The organism is Curtobacterium phoenicis (genome assembly GCF_047238015.1).
Lineage (GTDB): Bacteria > Actinomycetota > Actinomycetes > Actinomycetales > Microbacteriaceae > Curtobacterium.
This window is the reverse complement of the sequence record NZ_JBDFLZ010000002.1, coordinates 3,584,251-3,600,917: the sequence shown is the minus strand read 5'-3', so window position 1 is coordinate 3,600,917 and position 16,667 is coordinate 3,584,251. Positions and strand designations below refer to the sequence as shown.

The 16,667-nt window shown below is 72.1% G+C and carries 15 protein-coding genes and 1 tRNA gene; 9 read left to right on the top strand and 7 right to left on the bottom strand.

The window, feature by feature from the left end:
• Positions 1-61 precede the first annotated feature (61 nt).
• From ABC270_RS17285 to ABC270_RS17275, 3 genes are read right to left on the bottom strand one after another with little or no spacing between them, the layout of a single operon-like run.
• The gene (locus ABC270_RS17285; RefSeq protein ID WP_412881945.1) at positions 62-1,756 is read right to left on the bottom strand and encodes a DNA repair helicase XPB; all 1,695 of its coding nucleotides are present in this window, start codon (positions 1,754-1,756) and stop codon (positions 62-64) included.
• Between the two features lie 47 nt (positions 1,757-1,803).
• Positions 1,804-3,564 carry a helicase-associated domain-containing protein gene (locus tag ABC270_RS17280; RefSeq protein ID WP_412881944.1) on the bottom strand — a complete coding sequence of 587 codons (1,761 nt, stop codon included), beginning with the start codon at positions 3,562-3,564 and terminating at the stop codon, positions 1,804-1,806.
• A gap of 31 nt (positions 3,565-3,595) precedes the next feature.
• Positions 3,596-3,895: a hypothetical protein gene (locus tag ABC270_RS17275; RefSeq protein ID WP_412881943.1), complete on the bottom strand. Its 300-nt coding sequence runs from the start codon at positions 3,893-3,895 to the stop codon at positions 3,596-3,598.
• 55 nt (positions 3,896-3,950) lie between these two features.
• Between ABC270_RS17275 and ABC270_RS17270 the strand changes: the two genes are divergently transcribed.
• Both ABC270_RS17270 and ABC270_RS17265 read left to right on the top strand, forming a co-directional pair.
• Positions 3,951-4,328 (top strand): cold-shock protein, encoded by a 378-nt coding sequence (locus tag ABC270_RS17270; RefSeq protein ID WP_412881942.1) that lies wholly within the window; start codon positions 3,951-3,953, stop codon positions 4,326-4,328.
• Positions 4,328-5,005 (top strand): DUF3027 domain-containing protein, encoded by a 678-nt coding sequence (locus ABC270_RS17265; RefSeq protein ID WP_412881941.1) that lies wholly within the window; start codon positions 4,328-4,330, stop codon positions 5,003-5,005. The genes ABC270_RS17270 and ABC270_RS17265 overlap by 1 nt, the downstream gene beginning before the upstream one ends.
• Before the next feature lie 90 nt (positions 5,006-5,095).
• Here the strand turns inward: ABC270_RS17265 and serC are convergent, their stop codons facing one another.
• Entirely contained in the window at positions 5,096-6,214 is a 1,119-nt protein-coding gene (gene serC, locus ABC270_RS17260) for a phosphoserine transaminase (RefSeq protein WP_412881940.1), read from the bottom strand.
• A 116-nt stretch (positions 6,215-6,330) separates the two neighbouring features.
• On the opposite strand from serC, the gene ABC270_RS17255 reads away from it, so the two are divergent.
• The 4 genes from ABC270_RS17255 (at position 6,331) to ABC270_RS17240 (ending at position 9,285) form a co-directional block, all read left to right on the top strand.
• Positions 6,331-7,032: an iron-dependent transcriptional repressor DtxR gene (locus tag ABC270_RS17255; protein WP_412881939.1), complete on the top strand. Its 702-nt coding sequence runs from the start codon at positions 6,331-6,333 to the stop codon at positions 7,030-7,032.
• A gap of 253 nt (positions 7,033-7,285) precedes the next feature.
• Positions 7,286-8,218: a C40 family peptidase gene (locus tag ABC270_RS17250; RefSeq protein WP_412881938.1), complete on the top strand. Its 933-nt coding sequence runs from the start codon at positions 7,286-7,288 to the stop codon at positions 8,216-8,218.
• Positions 8,219-8,612: 394 nt separating this feature from the next.
• Positions 8,613-9,107: an HNH endonuclease gene (locus ABC270_RS17245; protein ID WP_290133744.1), complete on the top strand. Its 495-nt coding sequence runs from the start codon at positions 8,613-8,615 to the stop codon at positions 9,105-9,107.
• A gap of 103 nt (positions 9,108-9,210) precedes the next feature.
• Positions 9,211-9,285: transfer RNA gene (locus tag ABC270_RS17240), tRNA-Arg, on the top strand.
• Between the two features lie 11 nt (positions 9,286-9,296).
• On the opposite strand, the gene ABC270_RS17235 is transcribed toward ABC270_RS17240, so the two are convergent.
• On the bottom strand, positions 9,297-10,319 hold the full coding sequence (locus ABC270_RS17235) for an aldo/keto reductase (RefSeq protein ID WP_412881937.1): 1,023 nt from the start codon (positions 10,317-10,319) through the stop codon (positions 9,297-9,299).
• A 91-nt stretch (positions 10,320-10,410) separates the two neighbouring features.
• Here ABC270_RS17235 and ABC270_RS17230 point away from each other — a divergent pair, with 91 nt between their 5' ends.
• Both ABC270_RS17230 and ABC270_RS17225 read left to right on the top strand, forming a co-directional pair.
• The gene (locus ABC270_RS17230) at positions 10,411-10,980 is read left to right on the top strand and encodes a TetR/AcrR family transcriptional regulator (protein ID WP_412881936.1); all 570 of its coding nucleotides are present in this window, start codon (positions 10,411-10,413) and stop codon (positions 10,978-10,980) included.
• Positions 10,981-11,032: 52 nt separating this feature from the next.
• Positions 11,033-11,704 (top strand): hypothetical protein, encoded by a 672-nt coding sequence (locus tag ABC270_RS17225; RefSeq protein WP_412881935.1) that lies wholly within the window; start codon positions 11,033-11,035, stop codon positions 11,702-11,704.
• Positions 11,705-11,956: 252 nt separating this feature from the next.
• On the opposite strand, the gene ABC270_RS17220 is transcribed toward ABC270_RS17225, so the two are convergent.
• The gene (locus ABC270_RS17220) at positions 11,957-13,393 is read right to left on the bottom strand and encodes an MATE family efflux transporter (protein ID WP_412881934.1); all 1,437 of its coding nucleotides are present in this window, start codon (positions 13,391-13,393) and stop codon (positions 11,957-11,959) included.
• Positions 13,394-13,576: 183 nt separating this feature from the next.
• A complete protein-coding gene (locus tag ABC270_RS17215; protein WP_412881933.1) occupies positions 13,577-14,020 on the bottom strand; it encodes a MarR family winged helix-turn-helix transcriptional regulator in 444 nt (147 codons plus the stop codon).
• Positions 14,021-14,424: 404 nt separating this feature from the next.
• Here ABC270_RS17215 and ABC270_RS17210 point away from each other — a divergent pair, with 404 nt between their 5' ends.
• Positions 14,425-16,533: a choice-of-anchor G family protein gene (locus ABC270_RS17210; protein ID WP_412881932.1), complete on the top strand. Its 2,109-nt coding sequence runs from the start codon at positions 14,425-14,427 to the stop codon at positions 16,531-16,533.
• The last annotated feature ends 134 nt before the right edge of the window (positions 16,534-16,667 follow it).

The window sequence follows — 16,667 nt, the reverse complement described above, 5'->3', positions numbered from 1 at the left end:
GGCACCGCGCCTCCCGTCCGCCCTCCGGTCACCTGCCACGGCGTCGCTCGGCGACGGCGCGCTACGCGGCGGTGGCCACCTGGTCGGCGTCGAGGATCGTGTACGAGTACCCCTGCTCGGCGAGGAACCGCTGCCGGTTCTGTGCGAAGTCCTGGTCGACGGTGTCCCGCGTCACGAGCGTGTAGAAGGACGCGGGCAGGCCGTCCTTGTTCGGGCGGAGGAGCCGACCGAGGCGCTGCGCTTCTTCCTGTCGGGAGCCGAACGAGCCCGACACCTGGATCGCCACGGTCGCGTCGGGCAGGTCGACCGAGAAGTTCGCGACCTTGGACACCACGAGCACGTCGATCGCGCCCGTGCGGAAGGCCTGGAAGAGCCGCTCGCGCTCGTCGACCGGGGTCGCCCCGGTGATCTCCGCCGCGTCGAGCGACTCGGCGAGCGAGTCGAGCTGGTCGATGTACTGCCCGATCACCAGGATCTGCTCGCCCCGGTGCTTCTCGATGAGCTCGCGCACGACCGGGGTCTTCGCGGGCGTCGTCGCGGCCAGTCGGTAGCGCTCGTCGTCGCCGGACGCCGCGTACTCGAGCCGGTCGCCGTGGGGCAGGTCGATGCGGACCTCGTAGCAGGACGCGGGGGAGATGTAGCCCTGGGCCTCGATCTCCTTCCACGGCGCGTCGTACCGCTTCGGCCCGATGAGCGAGAACACGTCGCCCTCGCGCCCGTCCTCGCGCACGAGGGTCGCGGTGAGGCCGAGACGCCGACGCGCCTGCAGGTCGGCGGTGAGCTTGAACACCGGCGCGGGCAGGAGGTGGACCTCGTCGTACACGATGAGCCCCCAGTCGAGCGCGTCGAGGAGCGACAGGTGCGTGTACTCGCCCTTCCGCCGCGCGGTGAGGATCTGGTAGGTCGCGATCGTGACCGGACGGATCTCCTTCACGGAGCCCGAGTACTCGCCGATCTCGTCCTCGGTCAGCGTCGTCCGACGCAGGAGCTCGTCGCGCCACTGCCGGGCGGAGACGGTGTTCGTCACGAGGATGAGCGTCGTCGCCTTGACGGTCGCCATCGCGCCGGCACCGACGAGCGTCTTGCCCGCGCCACAGGGGAGCACCACGACCCCGGAGCCCTGCGCGAAGAAGGTGTCGACGGCCTGCTCCTGGTACGGCCGGAGGTGCCAGTCGGCGGTCGCGAGGTCGATCGCGTGCGGCTGCCCCGGCGTGTAGCCCGCGAGGTCCTCCGCCGGCCAGCCGAGCTTCACGAGCTCCTGCTTGACCTGGCCGCGGGCCCACGGCTGCAGCTCGATCTCGTTCGGGGACCGCTGGTCGCCGAGGAGTGGCTTGATGCGCTTCGACCGCGTGACCTCGGCGAGGATCGTCGGGTCGGTCGCCGTCAGGAGCAGCATCGGCTGCCGCTCGAGCTCCTCACCCGGGGAGTTCGCGATCGCGGGTGCGTCCGGCCGCTCCTCGCGCCGGATGACGAGCCGGCCGTAGCGGGACACCGTGTCGCGGATGTCGACCGTCACGCTCTGCGGGACGGGGAACTTCGCGAACCGCTCGAGCGTGTCGATCATCGACTCGGCGTGGTGCCCGGCCGCCCGGGCGTTCCACAGACCGAGCCGCGTGATGCGGTACGTGTGGACGTGCTCGGGGGCGCGTTCGAGCTCCGCGAACACCGCGAGTTCGTGGCGTGCGTCCTCGGCGTCGGGGTGTGCCACCTCGAGCAGCACGGTGCGGTCGCTCTGCACGATCAGCGGTCCGTTCATGACGGATCAGCCTAGGCGCTCCGCCTGCGCACCGGCCGGGGTGTGGATCAGGCGTCGCTCTCCACAGCCACCACGAGGGAGAGGGGGAGCGTCCGCTCGACGTCCACCGCCGTGTCCTTGCCGCGGACACGACCGGCCGCGACCGAGGTCGGGACGATCGAGAACGGTCGCTCCGAGCCGTCCGGCATGCGCACCGTGAGCCGGATGGGCGTGCGTCCGCGCACCGCGAGGTCGATCTGTCTCCCGAGCCACTCCTGCTCCGGCTCGCCCTCGGCCCGCTCGGTCGTCAGCCGGAGGCGCTCCACGAGCGCACGGGCTGCCTCGCGCGGGTCGCGTCCCCCGGCGCGGCGGACGGGAGGCACGCCCTCCACGGTCGCCTGGGCTGCGGCCGTCAGCACGGCCGGGTAGCGCGCCTCGCGCAGCGCGGTGTGCACGACCTGCGCCGGGTAGCGGGTGGTCAGCGTGGTGAGGTCCGGGCGCTCCCACGACACCTGCCGGAGCTCGGCGTCGACGCCGATCAGGTCGAGCTGGTCGGCCGTGCCCCGGACGACCGACCCGACGCCGCCCGGACCGGTGTCGACGACGATGCTCCCGTCGCGCTCGGCGACCTGGTCGACGAGGTAGGCGAGCGGCTGGGGGACGCCCGACACCGAGAGCCGTTCGAACCGCCCGAGCACCGCGTCGCGGTCGAGCCCGGACCGGAAGGCCCGGGCGAGGGACTCCTCCGACACCCGGTAGCGTGCGGCGAGGCCCGGCGCCTCGAGCGTCGCGACGGCGCGGAGTTCGGCGTCGTCCACCGGGGCGAGCGGCCCGGGTGCGATGACGGTGAGGTCGTGCTGGAGGTACACGCCCGGCACGGTGTCCGGGAGGTCCGCATCGGCACGGTCGGCTGCGTCCGGGGCGCCGGTGAGCAGCGCGGCTCCCGTGGTCGTGAGCGCGCCGTCCACCACGAGGCCGAGCGCGCTCCCCGTGCCCGCCACCGTGAGGAGTTCGGCGTCGAGCCACCGGGCGCCTGCCGGGTACGCCCAGCGCCCCGTCGCGACGAGGTCGTGCCAGTCGGCGCCGGCGAGGTCGAGCACCTCGCGCACGGCGGGGTCGAGTGCGGCCCGCCACGCATCCGTGAGGGTGGTCCACCGCTCGGCCCACGGCGCGAGGAGCCACGCCTCGCCGGCGTCCGTGACGCTCCATGTGCCGTGGTCGAGCGCGGCCAGCCCGGTCCGGCGCAGGAGGGTGAGACGGTCGGGGACGACCTCGGGGTCGGTGCCCAGTCGCTCGCCGAGCGTCCGAGCGAGCGGCGTCCCGATGCCGCCCTTCACGAGCTCGCGCACCTCGCCGGCGTCGACCGCACGGAGCAACTCGGCGAGCACCGTCATCGTGCCGAACGCGTGCTCGGCACCCGTCGCCCGGGCCGTGTCGTCGTCGACGGGGGCGGCGGGACGGACCGGTGCCGGGCCTCCCGGCTGGTCTGCCGCGTCCACCAGGTCGGGGTGGGCGGCCAGGCGGGCGGACACCGCGTCGTCGACGCCGCCGTCCGCGTCGGCGAGGCCGAGTGCGATCGCGGGCGCGAGCGCACCCGGAGCGTCGCCGTCGCGGAGGGCGAGGAGTGCCGCACGCGGCAGGTGCTCGATCGCGGCGTCGACCGCGTCGTCGGTCCGGAGCGCCTCGGCGAGGTCGAAGAAGTCCGCGATGTGCTGCGGGCCGCTCTCGGCGAGCGAGGCCGCAGGCAACCGGCGGGCGACGACGAGGCGCTCGAGTGCGTCGTCGGGCATGGCCCGGAGCCGGGCGGCGAGGTCAGCGGTGGTCGTCATCGTCCGTCCGCTCCGTCGAAGGTCCGGGACCTCAGCGAGACGTCCGGTTCTCGCGGGCCCGACGCGTCCAGACGACGCCCAGGAGCACGAACAGCAGCAGCATGCCGATCGGGAGTCCGACCAGTGGGATCGCCATGACGACCGGCCACGGCATCGACCCCCCGGCGCTCGGGACCGTCAGCCACATCACGATCACCGCGACGAGGCAGAGGAGGGCGGCGATGAAGATCCCGCCGACCATGAACCCGAGGACGCGTTCGGTACGATTGAACGTCACCGAGGGGTCCGCTGCGGCGCGGGGGGTCCCGGTGGATCGGGTCGGCTTGGCCATCGACCCAGGATATCCGACGCACCACGGCCGTTCCACGACCACGAGGAGTCCACGCATGCCCACCGGCAAGGTCAAGTTCTACGACGACCAGAAGGGGTTCGGGTTCATCACCGGCGACGACGGCGACCAGGTGTTCCTGCACGCGTCCTCGCTGCCGGACGGCGTCACGACGGTGAAGGCCGGCTCGCGACTCGAGTACGGCGTGGTCCAGGGGAAGAAGGGCTCGCAGGCGCTGTCCGTGCGGCTCCTCGACCCGCAGCCGTCGCTGTCGAAGATGTCCCGTCGCTCCGCCGATGACATGGCCGTGATCGTCGAGGACCTCGTGAAGGAGCTCGACCGGATCAGCGGCGACTTCCGGCACGGCCGCTACCCGAAGAACGGGGACCGCATCGCTGCGATCCTCCGCCACGTCGCCGACCAGTTGGACGCCTGATGCCCACGCACGAGTACGAGCGCCTGGCGCGCACCGCCCTGCTCGAGGTCACGCCGGACTCGACCGTCGGCGCCTTCGTCGATGCCGTGGACGAGGGCGAGGACGTCGTGTCGCTCCGCTTCGCCAACCGGATGCCGGGCTACCCCGGCTGGCGGTGGACGGTCTCGGTCGCGAAGATCGGCGACGACGAGCCGACCGTGCTCGAGGTCGAGCTCATGCCCGGTGACGGCTCGCTCGTCGCGCCCGAGTGGGTGCCGTGGTCCGAGCGGCTCGCGGAGTACCGCGCGGCGCAGGAGGGCGAGGATGCGCACGGGGACGACGGGTCGGACGAGGACGACGACGAGTCGGACGATGACGACGACGAGGACGCCGACTACGACGACCCGGACGACGACGAAGCGGACGACGACGAGTCGGACGACGACGACTTCGACGCCGACGAGGACGACCTGAGCGAGTCGGACGACGACGACCTCGACGGCGTGGACGTCGACGAGCTCGACGACGATCCGGACGACGACGAGTCGGACGATGACGACGCTGACGACGAGCCGGCCGTGCCCGCTCGTGGTCGGCGACGTCGGACGCCGCGCGTCCGTCCCGTCGACCCGGACGACGACCTCGAGTTCGACCGTCTGGACGCCGGCGAGGTCGACCCGGACCACCACCGGTCCTGACGGTACGAGCGTCGTCCGCGACGCGACCAGCAACGGACGGGAGGCGCGGTGCCAGCTGGCACCGCGCCTCCCGTCCGTGCAGGACGCCTGTCAGCGCGACAACTCGCCCACCACGTACTCGATCGCCTTGGTGAGCTGGGTGACGTCCTCCGGCTCGATGGCCGTGAACGTCGCGATGCGGAGCTGGTTCCGACCGAGCTTCCGGTACGGCTCGGTGTCGACGATGCCGTTCGCGCGGAGCGTCGCGGCCACGGCCTTGGCGTCCACGGTGTCGTCGAGGTCGATCGTGGCCACGACCTGCGACCGGTGCGACGGCTCGGACACGAACGGCGTCGCGAAGTCGACCGACGCCGCCCAGTCGTAGACGGTGCCGGAGGACTGCTTCGTCCGGGCGTCGGCCCACGCGATGCCGCCCGACTCGTTGATCCAGCGGACCTGATCGTCGAGGAGCAGCAGGGTCGCGAGCGCCGGGGTGTTGAGCGTCTGGTCGAGCCGGGAGTTGTCGACGGCGTTCTTGAGCGACAGGAACTCCGGGATGTACCGGTCCGACGCAGCGATGCGCTCCACCCGCTCGATCGCGGCGGGGGAGAACAGCGCGAGCCAGAGGCCGCCGTCGGACGCGAAGTTCTTCTGCGGCGCGAAGTAGTAGACGTCGGTGGCGGACACGTCGAACGCCGCGCCGCCGGCAGCACTCGTGGCGTCGACCATCGTCAGCGCGCCGGCGTCGCCTTCGGCGCGGACGACGGGCGCCATGACGCCGGTCGAGGTCTCGTTGTGCGGGTAGGCGTAGACGTCGACGCCCTCGACCGGTTCGAGGGCGGCGAGCGACCCACCGGGGGCCTCGATCACGTGCGGCGCCTCGAGCCACGGGGCGGCGACGGCCTTGGCGAACTTCGAGCCGAACTCCCCGAACGACAGGTTCTCCGCACGACGCTCGACGAGCCCGAAGGCGGCGGCGTCCCAGAACGCGGTCGACCCACCGTTGCCGAGCACGACCTCGTAGCCGTCCGGCACCTGGAACAGTTCGGCGATGCCCTGCCGGACGCTGCCGACGAGGTCCTTCACGGGCTTCTGCCGGTGCGAGGTGCCGAGGATCGTCGCCCCGCGCGTCACGAGGGACTCGAGCTGCGCGCCACGGATCTTGGACGGGCCGCAGCCGAAGCGTCCGTCGGTCGGGAGGAGGTCGGACGGGATGACGATGTCTGCCATGGAGCGATCCTACCGGCGCGGTATCCCAGGGCATTCCTTGACCCGTGCAAGTGTTGGTCCTCCAGTGTCACCACGAGCAAGTAGGGTGGCTGGACCTGAGACCAGAGAGGCGGACCGTGACCGATCTCGTCGACACCACGGAGATGTACCTGCGCACCATCCTCGATCTCGAGGAAGAAGCGATCATCCCGCTGCGGGCCCGCATCTCGGAGCGCCTCGGCCACTCGGGTCCCACGGTCTCGCAGACCATCGCCCGCATGGAGCGCGACGGCCTCGTGGTCGTGTCCGGCGATCGGCACCTCGAGCTCACGACCGAGGGGCGGTCCCGCGCGACCCACGTCATGCGCAAGCACCGGCTGGCCGAGCGGCTACTCTCCGACGTCATCGGGCTCGACTGGGCGTTCGTGCACGACGAGGCCTGCCGGTGGGAGCACGTCATGAGCGAGCAGGTCGAGGTCCGGCTGCTCGAGATGCTCGGCAACCCGACGGAGTCGCCGTACGGCAACCCGATCCCGGGGCTCGCCGAGATCGGTGGGCCCGATGCCGGCGGGTTCCTCGACGGCGTGCAGAACATCGTGGCCGCGACCGAGGGCACGGACGCCGTCGCCACCGGGACGATCCGCCGCCTGGGCGAGCCGGTGCAGTTCGAACCGGAGCTCCTCCACCAGCTGCGGACCGCCGGGGTCATGCCGGGCCGGGTCGCGAGCGTCCAGCGTGCCGGGGCCTACGTGGCGGTGCGGGTCGAGGGCGAGGACTCGGGCATCGAGCTGCCCAGCGAGGTCGCGCAGCACGTGTACATCGAACGCGGCGACGACTGACCACTGCTCGCCTTTACCGTTCTGTTACAAATCGGCGGTTTCGTCTCGACAAGGTAACGACGGCCACGTACACTCGTGCGAGTCCCCGGGCCGACACCGAACCCGGGAACCCGTGGCAGGACGTCTCGAACCCGTCTCCTGCCTCGATCGGAAACGATGACGAACGGATGGGGTTCCACGGTCCAGGTCAGGCGAGTCCCCCAGCTCGTCGCGATGCCCTGGTCGTGGTGACGAGGCGCCGGAGATCCCACCCTTGACGCTGAACGGTTCCGCCGCGGACGACCAGACCGCGAACCCGACGAACACCGCCGACGCCCCGGCACTCCCCACCCGACGCACCGCCCGTGCTGCCGCCCCGCAGTCCGTCAAGACCGCGCCCCTCGCCGGCGGACGCCGCGCCGCGCAGGCCGCCCAGCGCGCCGAGCAGGCGAAGGCCAGCTCCTCGGCCCGCAAGCGCCGCCTCCTCGCGCCCCTCGTCCTGACGGTCGCCGCCGGCATGTTCGGCACGATGGCCGTCCCGGCCGCCTTCGCGTCGACGCAGCAGCCCTCGGACGCTGCCGCCGCTGCCCAGCGCCAGCTCCGCACGACCGGCGAGCAGAACTTCTCCGTGTCCGACGCGGTGGCCCTCGCCGGCACCAGCCGCGACGGCTACGGCGCGACCGCCCAGTCGACGCTCGACGCCGAGGCAGCCCAGAAGGCCGAGGCGAAGGCCGCCGCGGATGCCGCGAAGAAGGCCGCCGCGACCGAGAAGGCCCGCGCGGCGACCGCCACGCAGTACGCCTCGTACTCGGGCCCGAGCGCCGCCGACTACGTCGCGACCTCGAAGGCCGCGAACACCCCGTTCTCGCTGCCCGCCGTGGTCGCCACCGCGAAGCAGTACATCGGCACCCCGTACGTGTTCGGCGGCGCGGACCCGTCCGGCTTCGACTGCTCGGGCTACGTCATGTTCGTGTACGCGCAGTACGGGATCAACCTCGCGCACTCCGTGCCGCTGCAGGACCAGGCGGGGACCACGATCCCCGAGTCCGAGGCGCAGCCCGGCGACGTCGTCATCTTCAACAACGAGGCGCACGACGGCTTCTACATGGGCAACGGCATGATCATGGACGCACCGAAGCCCGGCGGCTCCGTGTCGATCCGTCCGATCTGGACCAGCGACTACCACATCGTCCGCTTCGGGATCTGACGACCCCGGCGCTCCTGCGGTCCTGCGGAGCGCGCACCGGGCGACCTCGATGCGTCGAACCCGTGAACATCGCCGGAACCGGCCCGCACACCCTCGTGTCGGGCCGGTTTCCGACGTATCCTGACGCTGCACCGGCCCTTCGGCTGCGAGCAGGGAGACCTCATGTCAGCGTTCCGCACGACCCGCACCATGGGTCGGCGCGCGCACGTCGACATATGGTCGACCACCGCCTGCGTGCACGAGCGCGCCCTGTCATGACGAGAGCACTGCCCATCCGGGTGGTGCTCTTCGTGGTTCCGGGGCCGTGCGCGCGAGCGACGGTCACCTGCGCGACGCCCTGGCCCGGCGCACCCGCACCGCCTGGAAGCCGTCCAGGCACGTCGGAAGGGAACCCATGCGCACTCTCGTCCTCAACGCCGGTTACGAGCCCCTCGCGGTGATCTCGTTCCGACGGGCCCTCGTGCTGGTCATGAACCAGAAGGCCGCCATCGTCGCCGCTGACCTCGACCACCCGGTGACGGGGTCGACGTCGACCTACGATCGTCCGTCCGTCATCATCCTCACCCGGTACGTGCGCATCCCGCACTCCAGACTCGTGCCCGTCTCCCGCCGCGGCGTCCTCCGTCGTGACGGCAACCGCTGCGCCTACTGCGACCGGCACGCCACCACGATCGACCACGTCCAGCCGAAGTCCCGCGGCGGGCAGGACTCGTGGGAGAACCTCGTCGCCTGCTGCCTGGCGTGCAACAACACCAAGGGCGATCGCACGCCGCAGGAGATGGGGTGGCGGCTGCGCTTCCGCCCGAGGGCACCGCACGGCGCCTCGTGGGTGGTGCGCGGCATCGAGCGTCCGCAGGCGGACTGGGACGAGTACCTGGTCGCCGCGTAGCGGCGGTCGCCGCTGTCGCAGGTGACGGACGGGAGGCGCGGTGCCAGCTGGCACCGCGCCTCCCGTCCGCCTTGTGGTCTCTGCCGCTAGAGTGGTCCAGCCAGCCTCTGTAGCTCAATGGAAGAGCAGTTCCGTCCTAAGGAAACGGTTGGGGGTTCGAGTCCCTCCAGGGGCACCAGCACCAGCCCGTCAGGCGGCGGCGCGCTCGGCCTCGGGGCGGCGGCGCATCGCGGGGGAGCCCACCTCAGGCCCGCGGTAGACCATGTCCATCGCGCCGATGCTCTCGCCCGGCGGGACGATCGCGTCGATCCGGTCGAGGACCTCGTCGGAGAGCACCACGTCCATGCCCGCCAGGGTGTCCTCGAGCTGCTCCATCGTCCGGGGCCCGGCGATCGCCGACGTCACGCCCGGGTGCGCGATCGTGAACGCCATCGCGAGGTGCGTGAGCCGGATCCCGGTCTCGTCCGCGAGCGCGATCAGCTGCTCGATCGCGGCCAGCCGTCGTTCGTCGCGGAAGTGCCGCATGCCGGTGCTCGCCCGGAACTCGTCATTCGCCTGCCCGGCGCGGTACCGCCCGGTCAGCGAACCGCCCGCGAGGGGGCTGTAGACGAGCGTCCCCATGCCGTACCGCTGTGCGACGGGCAGGACCTCGCGCTCGATCTCCCGGTCGAGGATCGAGTAGTTCGGCTGCTCGGTGCGGAACCGCTCGAAGCCGCGGCGCTCGGACACCCACTGCGCCTCGACGATCTCCGAGCCGCGCATCGACGAGCTGCCGATCGCGCGGACCTTGCCCTGCCGGACGAGGTCGGTGAGCGCTGACAGGGTCTCGTCGATGTCGGTGTCGGGGTCCGGTCGGTGCAGCTGGTAGAGGTCGATGTGGTCGGTGCGGAGGTTCCGGAGCGACCGCTCGACGGCCTCGACAATCCACCGACGCGAGGCTCCGCGGTGGTTGACGTCGTCGTCGACGGGCCCGTGGAACTTCGTGGCGAGGACGACCTGGTCGCGTCGGCCGACGAGCGCTTCGCCGACGACCTCCTCCGAGTCGCCGTAGCGGTCCGCCGTGTCGATGACGTTGATGCCGGCGTCGAGCGCCCGGTGGATGATCCGGATGCCCTCGTTCCGGTCGGGGTTGCCGAACTGGCCGAGCATCATCGCGCCGAGCGCGTAGGGCGTCACCTTGATGCCGGTGCGTCCGAGGGTGCGGTACTGCATGGCGGTCTCCTGTAGTCTCGTATCCGGAACAACGTTCCGCTGATGGTCCCGACTATACGGAACAACGTTCCGCTTACGCAAGGGGTGTGCTGTGCCGACCGCCGAACCGCGTCGCCTGCGGGCCGATGCCCGCCAGAACGTCGACGCGATCCTGCAGGCCGCCCGGACGGTGTTCGCCCGCTCCGGCGTGGACGCCCCCGTGCGTGAGGTCGCTGCCGAGGCCGGCGTGGGCGTGGGCACGCTCTACCGGCACTTCCCGCAGCGTGCGGACCTCGTCGCGGCGGTCTTCACCTCGGAGATCGACGACACGGCCGCCGAGGCCGACCGACTGCGCGCCGAGTACCCGCCGGGGGAGGCCCTCGACCGCTGGGTCACCCGGTTCACCCGGTTCGTCGCGACCAAGCAGGGGCTCTCGGCGGCACTGCACTCCGGCGATCCGGCGTTCGACGCGCTGCCGGGGTACTTCGTCGACCGCCTCGGGCACGTGGTGCGCGAGCTCCTCGACGCGGCGATCGCCACGGGGGAGGTCCGCACCGACGTCGACGCGGTGGAGCTCCTGCAGGCGATCGGCGACCTCAGCCACCGAGCGCCCGGGGCCGACGGCACGCCGAACCCGATGGTGCGCGTGCTCCTCGACGGCCTCCGCGTCCGCCGCGGCTGAGGGAGCGCGCAGCAACGCCTGCCCCACCCGGCCGCGGCCCTAGTCTGGCGCGATGGGGAACAACGGACGACGCCGTGGGGGCGCGATCGGACTGGTCGTGCTGGTCGGGTACCTGGTGCTGCGCTTCGGGCTGCTCGCGTACCGGGAGCACGAGGAGGGCATGTCCACGGAGGGCATCGTCCTGAGCCTCGTCGGCATCGCTGTCGGCGTGTTCGTGTTGCTCGAGCTGATCAACCTCGGCTACCACGCGCACACCCAGCGCCGTGAGCAGGCCCTCGCCGCCCGGCACCCGGGCGCCCACCTCGTGCCGGTGCGGGTCAGCCGTGACCTCGGCAAGCAGATCGACTGGGCGGCGGGCGCCCTCGGCCTGCCCCGCGGATCGGCGCCCCGACGCGGCTACGGGACCCTCGTCGCCGACGGGAACGGCATCGGCCTCTACTCCGGCGGATCGACCCCGACGCTCCTCATCGGTATCCCTCGCGGCGCGGTCGTCTCGGTCGCGAGCGGCGACGCGAAGGCCGTCGGTCGGTACGCCTTCGGGCGGGTCGACGCGATCCGGGTGCTCGCGGGTGACCCGAACGCGCCGGTGTGGATCGACGTGCCCGCCTACCGTGTCGTGTTCGGCTTCCCGAAGCACCTCCGTGGCGAGGAGCTCGACCAGCGCGTCCGCGAGGTGGCCTCGGCGGTCGGCGTCTCGGTCGCGACACTCCCGCCACTGCGCTGAGCGCAACGCGCAAGGCGCAAGGCGCAACGCGCAAGGCGCAGCGCGCAAGGCGCAGCGCGCAGCCCGCAGCGAGTGCACCGCAACGCGCAACCAGCAACCCACAACCCGTGCAACGCCCAGCGCGACCGGGGCGGCGCTCATGACCCAGAGGGTGGGCGGAGCGCCCCGCGCCCGACGCGTGGACCACCGGACGGGAGGTTCGTGGCGGCGTCGCCACGGGCCTCCCGTCCGGTGGTCCGACGGGCCTGCTGCTCAGGCAGCCGACTCGACGAGCGTCGTCTCTGCGCGTTCCTGCGATCCTTCGGCGAGTCCGCGTGCGATCCGCCCGCGGGACACCACCCACAGCACGAGCGCCGCGACGAAGACGAGCACCTCGGTCACGGTGAGTGCCCAGATGATCCCGGCGAGACCGAACCACAGGTTCCCGAGGACGACGATCGGCACGAACAGGACACCCTGTGCCATCGACAGCGTCATGGCCGGGGCGACCATCCCGGTCGCCTGGAACAGCGACGTCAGCAGTCCGGTGAACCCGTTGACGATCGTCGCGACGAGCTGCGCGGTGAGGATCGTGACGCCGATCGCGAGCACGGCGTGGTCACCCGAGAAGACGGTGAAGACCTGCTCGCGGAACACGAACACCGTGCCCGAGAACACCAGGACGATCCCGCCGACGGTCAGCGCCGCCGCACGCAGGGCCGAGCGCAGTCGAGCTGCGTCGCCCTTGCCGAACGCGTAGGCGAGGAGCGGCAGCACGCCGATCGTGACGCCCATGACGAGGAACTCCGGGACCTGCGCGATGCGGACCGCGACACCCATGGCAGCCAGCGGGTCGTCGCCGTAGGCGCTCGCGAGGTTGTTGAGGACGAGCGTCGTGACGATGAGGAACGCCGCCTGCAGTAGTTCGCCCGCACCGATGCCGAGGACCGGTCGCACGACGTCGGCGCGGAGCGTGAACCAGCGCGGTGCGAAGCTGACGTTCGCGCTGTGCCGCTGCAGCCAGGTCACCCAGTAGCCGATCGCGACGAGGTTGCCGAGACCGACCGCGAGTGCTGCGCCGGCGACACCCCAGTGCAGCACGAGGATGAAGAGCACGTCGAACACCAGGTTGCCGACGGTCGACAGCACGAGCCCGGTCATCGCCTGCCGGGCGGCGCCCTCGGAGCGGACGATCTGCTCGAGCGCGAAGGCTGCCGCGAGCACCGGGACGAAGGCGAGCATGACGGCGACGTACGCGCTCGTGGCGGGGACCGCTGCCGTGTCGGCGCCGAGCAGGGCGACGAGCGGGCGCAGCAGGAGGAGTCCGAGGACGCCGAGCACGGCTCCGGTGACGAGCGCGCCCCAGAGCGAGAACGCTGCGACGTGCTTGATGTCCTGCGCTCGGGACGGGTCGTGCTCGGCGGCGCCGAGCATCCGCGACATCAACGCGCTGCCGCCGACCCCGAACACGCCACCCACGGCCATGACCAGGCCGAGGAGCGGTGTGCCGAAGGTGATCGCGGCGAGCAGGGACGTGTCGTGCTGCGAGCCGATGAAGCCCGCGTTGATGACGTTGTAGACCGCGCTGACGACCATCGCGGCGGCCATCGGCACGCAGAGGTGGACGAGGGCGCGGACGATCGGAGCGGCGGACAGGTACCAGCGGTTCCGGTCGGCGACGTGGTCGGGCTGCGTCGTGGTGGTGCTCATTGCTGCCTCCTTCTGGGCAGGGCGGAGCGCGCGCCGACGGTCGTCGGCACGGCGTGGTGGGGCGCGCTGACGGGCGTCAGGGCGCGGGTGGTCGCGCCGAGGGGTGTCGGGGCGCGGCGGGGACAGCGGCCGGCGGATGCCGTCGCTGTGGTGGGTGCCTCCGGCCGGGAGGCTCGTGGTGCGTTACCGGGTGGGTTCCGGCAGGGCTGCGGTCACCTTGCGCAGGAGCTCGTGCAGGGTGGCGCGTTCATCGGGGGTCAGTGGTGCGAGGATCTCGTCGTCGAGGGCGTACATGGCGTCCTCGAACCCGGCGATGAGGGCGGCGCCCGCCTCGGTGGCGTGGACCCGTTTGGTGCGGGCGTTGTCGGCGTCCGGGCGACGTTCGACGAGCCCGCGCCGTTCGAGCCCCTGCAGGAGACTCGAGACGCTGGCGGCGCTCGTCCGGGTGGCCTCGGCGAGCTCACGCTGGATTGCGCCGGGGGACCGCTGCAGGTACCCGAGCACGAACGACTGCTCCTGGGTGAGGTCGCGGTCGCGCACCCACTCCTCGGCGGCCTTGCGCTGCGCCCACCCGATCCAGCGCATGAGCTGGAGCGGGGTGTCGAACTGCGGAGCCTGCTGCGTCATGATCAGGACTCTAACTGTTCGACATCTAACTGTCAACGCACGCGTGGCAGCCCCCGAACGGGGGTATCGCCATGACGCGGGCGGCGCCTTGTAGGTTGTACAGGGAACGCGGACCAACCACCCGCGCTCAGTCCTCAGCACGACGGCGATGCCGTGCACACCCGAGGGGGATCAGGGATGAACCGGAACGACTCCGCGACCGCGTACACCGAGCGGTCCTGCGTGAGCGCCGGCATCCCACCCCTCACCCACGGGGGTGACGCGATCCGCTGAAGCCCGTCCGCGCGCAGCTCGACGCGCACACGTGACTCCGGGGCCGCCCCACCAGCGGTCTCGTCGGATTCCCGGACCAACCACCCGGGGATGGATCAGCGGCGGAGGGATCCGCCGGAGGAAGAGGCACCATGCCATCCACAGCAACACGCTTCGCGCTGCGCGCGGGCGCCACGGCCACCGTGGCCGCGGTCATCATCGGCGGTGCGGCGCTCCCCGCGAACGCGGCCGCCACCGACGTCACCCAGGCGGAGGGTCGCCTGCTCGCGGGCAGCGGCACCGTCGACCTCGACACGATCGCGGCGCTCGCCGGGTCGTACGGCGCGACCGCTCCCGGCGGCGCGGCCGACGGCGGGTCGAACCCCCTCGACCTCAGCGTCCTGGACTCCATCGGCGTGAACGCGCCGAACGGCATCCGGCTCCTCGGGACCAACGGCCTCGTCGACGTGGGCGTCGCGGGGCAGTACTCGTCGACCTCCACGACCTCGGCCGTCGCTGCGGCCGGAGCGGTCACGGGCGACGGGGCGATCCAGGTTGGCGCGCCCGGCAGCGACGGCGCGAGCATCGACCTGACGCCGCTGCTCGACGGACTCGACGTCGACGGCCTCATCAGCGAGGCATCCGTCGACCTCGGGGCACTCTCCGCCCGGGCCGAGGCGACTCGTACCTTCGCCGGCTCGGACGTCAGCACCGACTACCAGGTGGCCAGCGCGGACGTGTCCGTCGTGAGCCCGGCGGTCGCCGACCTCGCGGGCGCCCTCACCACGAGCCTCGACACCGCGAGCGACACCGTGAACACCGCCCTCGGCGCCGGCGGCATCAGCGAGACCCTCTCGGACTCGGTGCTGACACCCGTCACCGACGTGCTCAACGGCGATGACAACCCGATCGACCTCGGGGGAGTGGCCTCGGTGACCGCGGACCCCGCCACCGTGACCGTTGACGTCGACCTCGCCCAGGCGGTCGCCGCCGTCACCGACGCGCCGATCACCTCCGGAGCGGTCACGATCGACCTCTCCTCCGGCACGATCACGATCGACCTCGACGACCTCTACACGCTCAACGACCAGCAGCCGAACACCCGCCTGCTCGCGAGCGCGACCATCAACGAGCAGATCGAGGCGGACATCGCCGACATCCTGCGGGTCCGGGTCCCGGCCCTCCTCGGTGCGGCGATCACCGACGCGCTCGACGCCACCGCCGTGGGGGTCGACGTCGACGCTGCGGTGAGCGTGCTCACCGTGCCGGTCGCCGGACTCGACATCAGCGTCGACACCACCCTCGGCCAGCTGCTCGGCGACACGGCCGGCACGCCGGACGTAAACGTCGCCGGGTCGGGGGCGCTCGCCGTCCTCGGCGCCGCACTCGAGACCACACTCGAGACGACGGTGAGTGCGGCGATCGTCCCCGCGCTGACGACCGCGGTCGGCGGCATCGTGACCGACGAGTTCCTCGCAGACACCACGACCGCCCTCGTCGACACGCTCGAGGGGGTCGTCACGGCGCTCGACCCGCTGCTCGACACGGTGAACCAGCTCGTGTCGATCACCGTCAACTCGCAGACCGCCCCGGCCTTCAGCGACCCGGACGGCGACGCCACCGGTGCCACCACGGTCCGCGCCGTCCGCATCGAGCTGCTCCCCGCGGTCGACGCGGCGACGGTGGACATCGCGACGGCGACCGTGCAGGCCGACGCCTTCGCCGGCATCGCCATCACCGACCCGGAGGACGGCACCGAGGTGACCGTGCCGACCGAGGACGACACCACGGACGTGCCGGTCAGCGGCACCGCGGAGCCCGGTTCGGACGTCGACGTCACGCTCGACGGTGACGAGGACGGCACGCAGTCCACGGTCACCGACGAGGACGGTACCTGGACCGTGACGTTCCCGGACGTCGCCGTCGGTGACCACGAGGCCGTCGCGGTCGAGACCATCGGCACGCTCGTGAGCGACCCCGACTCGGTGACCTTCGCGGTGGCCGCGGCGCCGGTCGACCCGACCGACCCGACCGACCCGGGCACCCCGGGCACCCCGGGCACCCCGGGCACCCCGGGCACCCCGGGCACCCCGGGTGGCCCCGGCGGTGACGGAACCGGCGCCGGCCCGGGTGCCGGCGGTGGTGGGGGCTCGCTCGCCTACACCGGCGCCGAGCTCCTGCCGATCATGCTGATCGCCGGTCTGCTCCTCGCCGCGGGCGGCGGCACGCTCCTCGCACGACGCCTCCGCCGCACGGCCTAGGCGCGACCCGCGCGGGTGCCGGTCAGGGGTGACCGGCACCCGCGCCCTCCCGGGAGGCGGCGCGTTCGGGTCGCGGCCTCCCACGCCGGTGCGGTGGTGATCGGTCACCGCCGCACCGGCGTCACCCGTCCGAC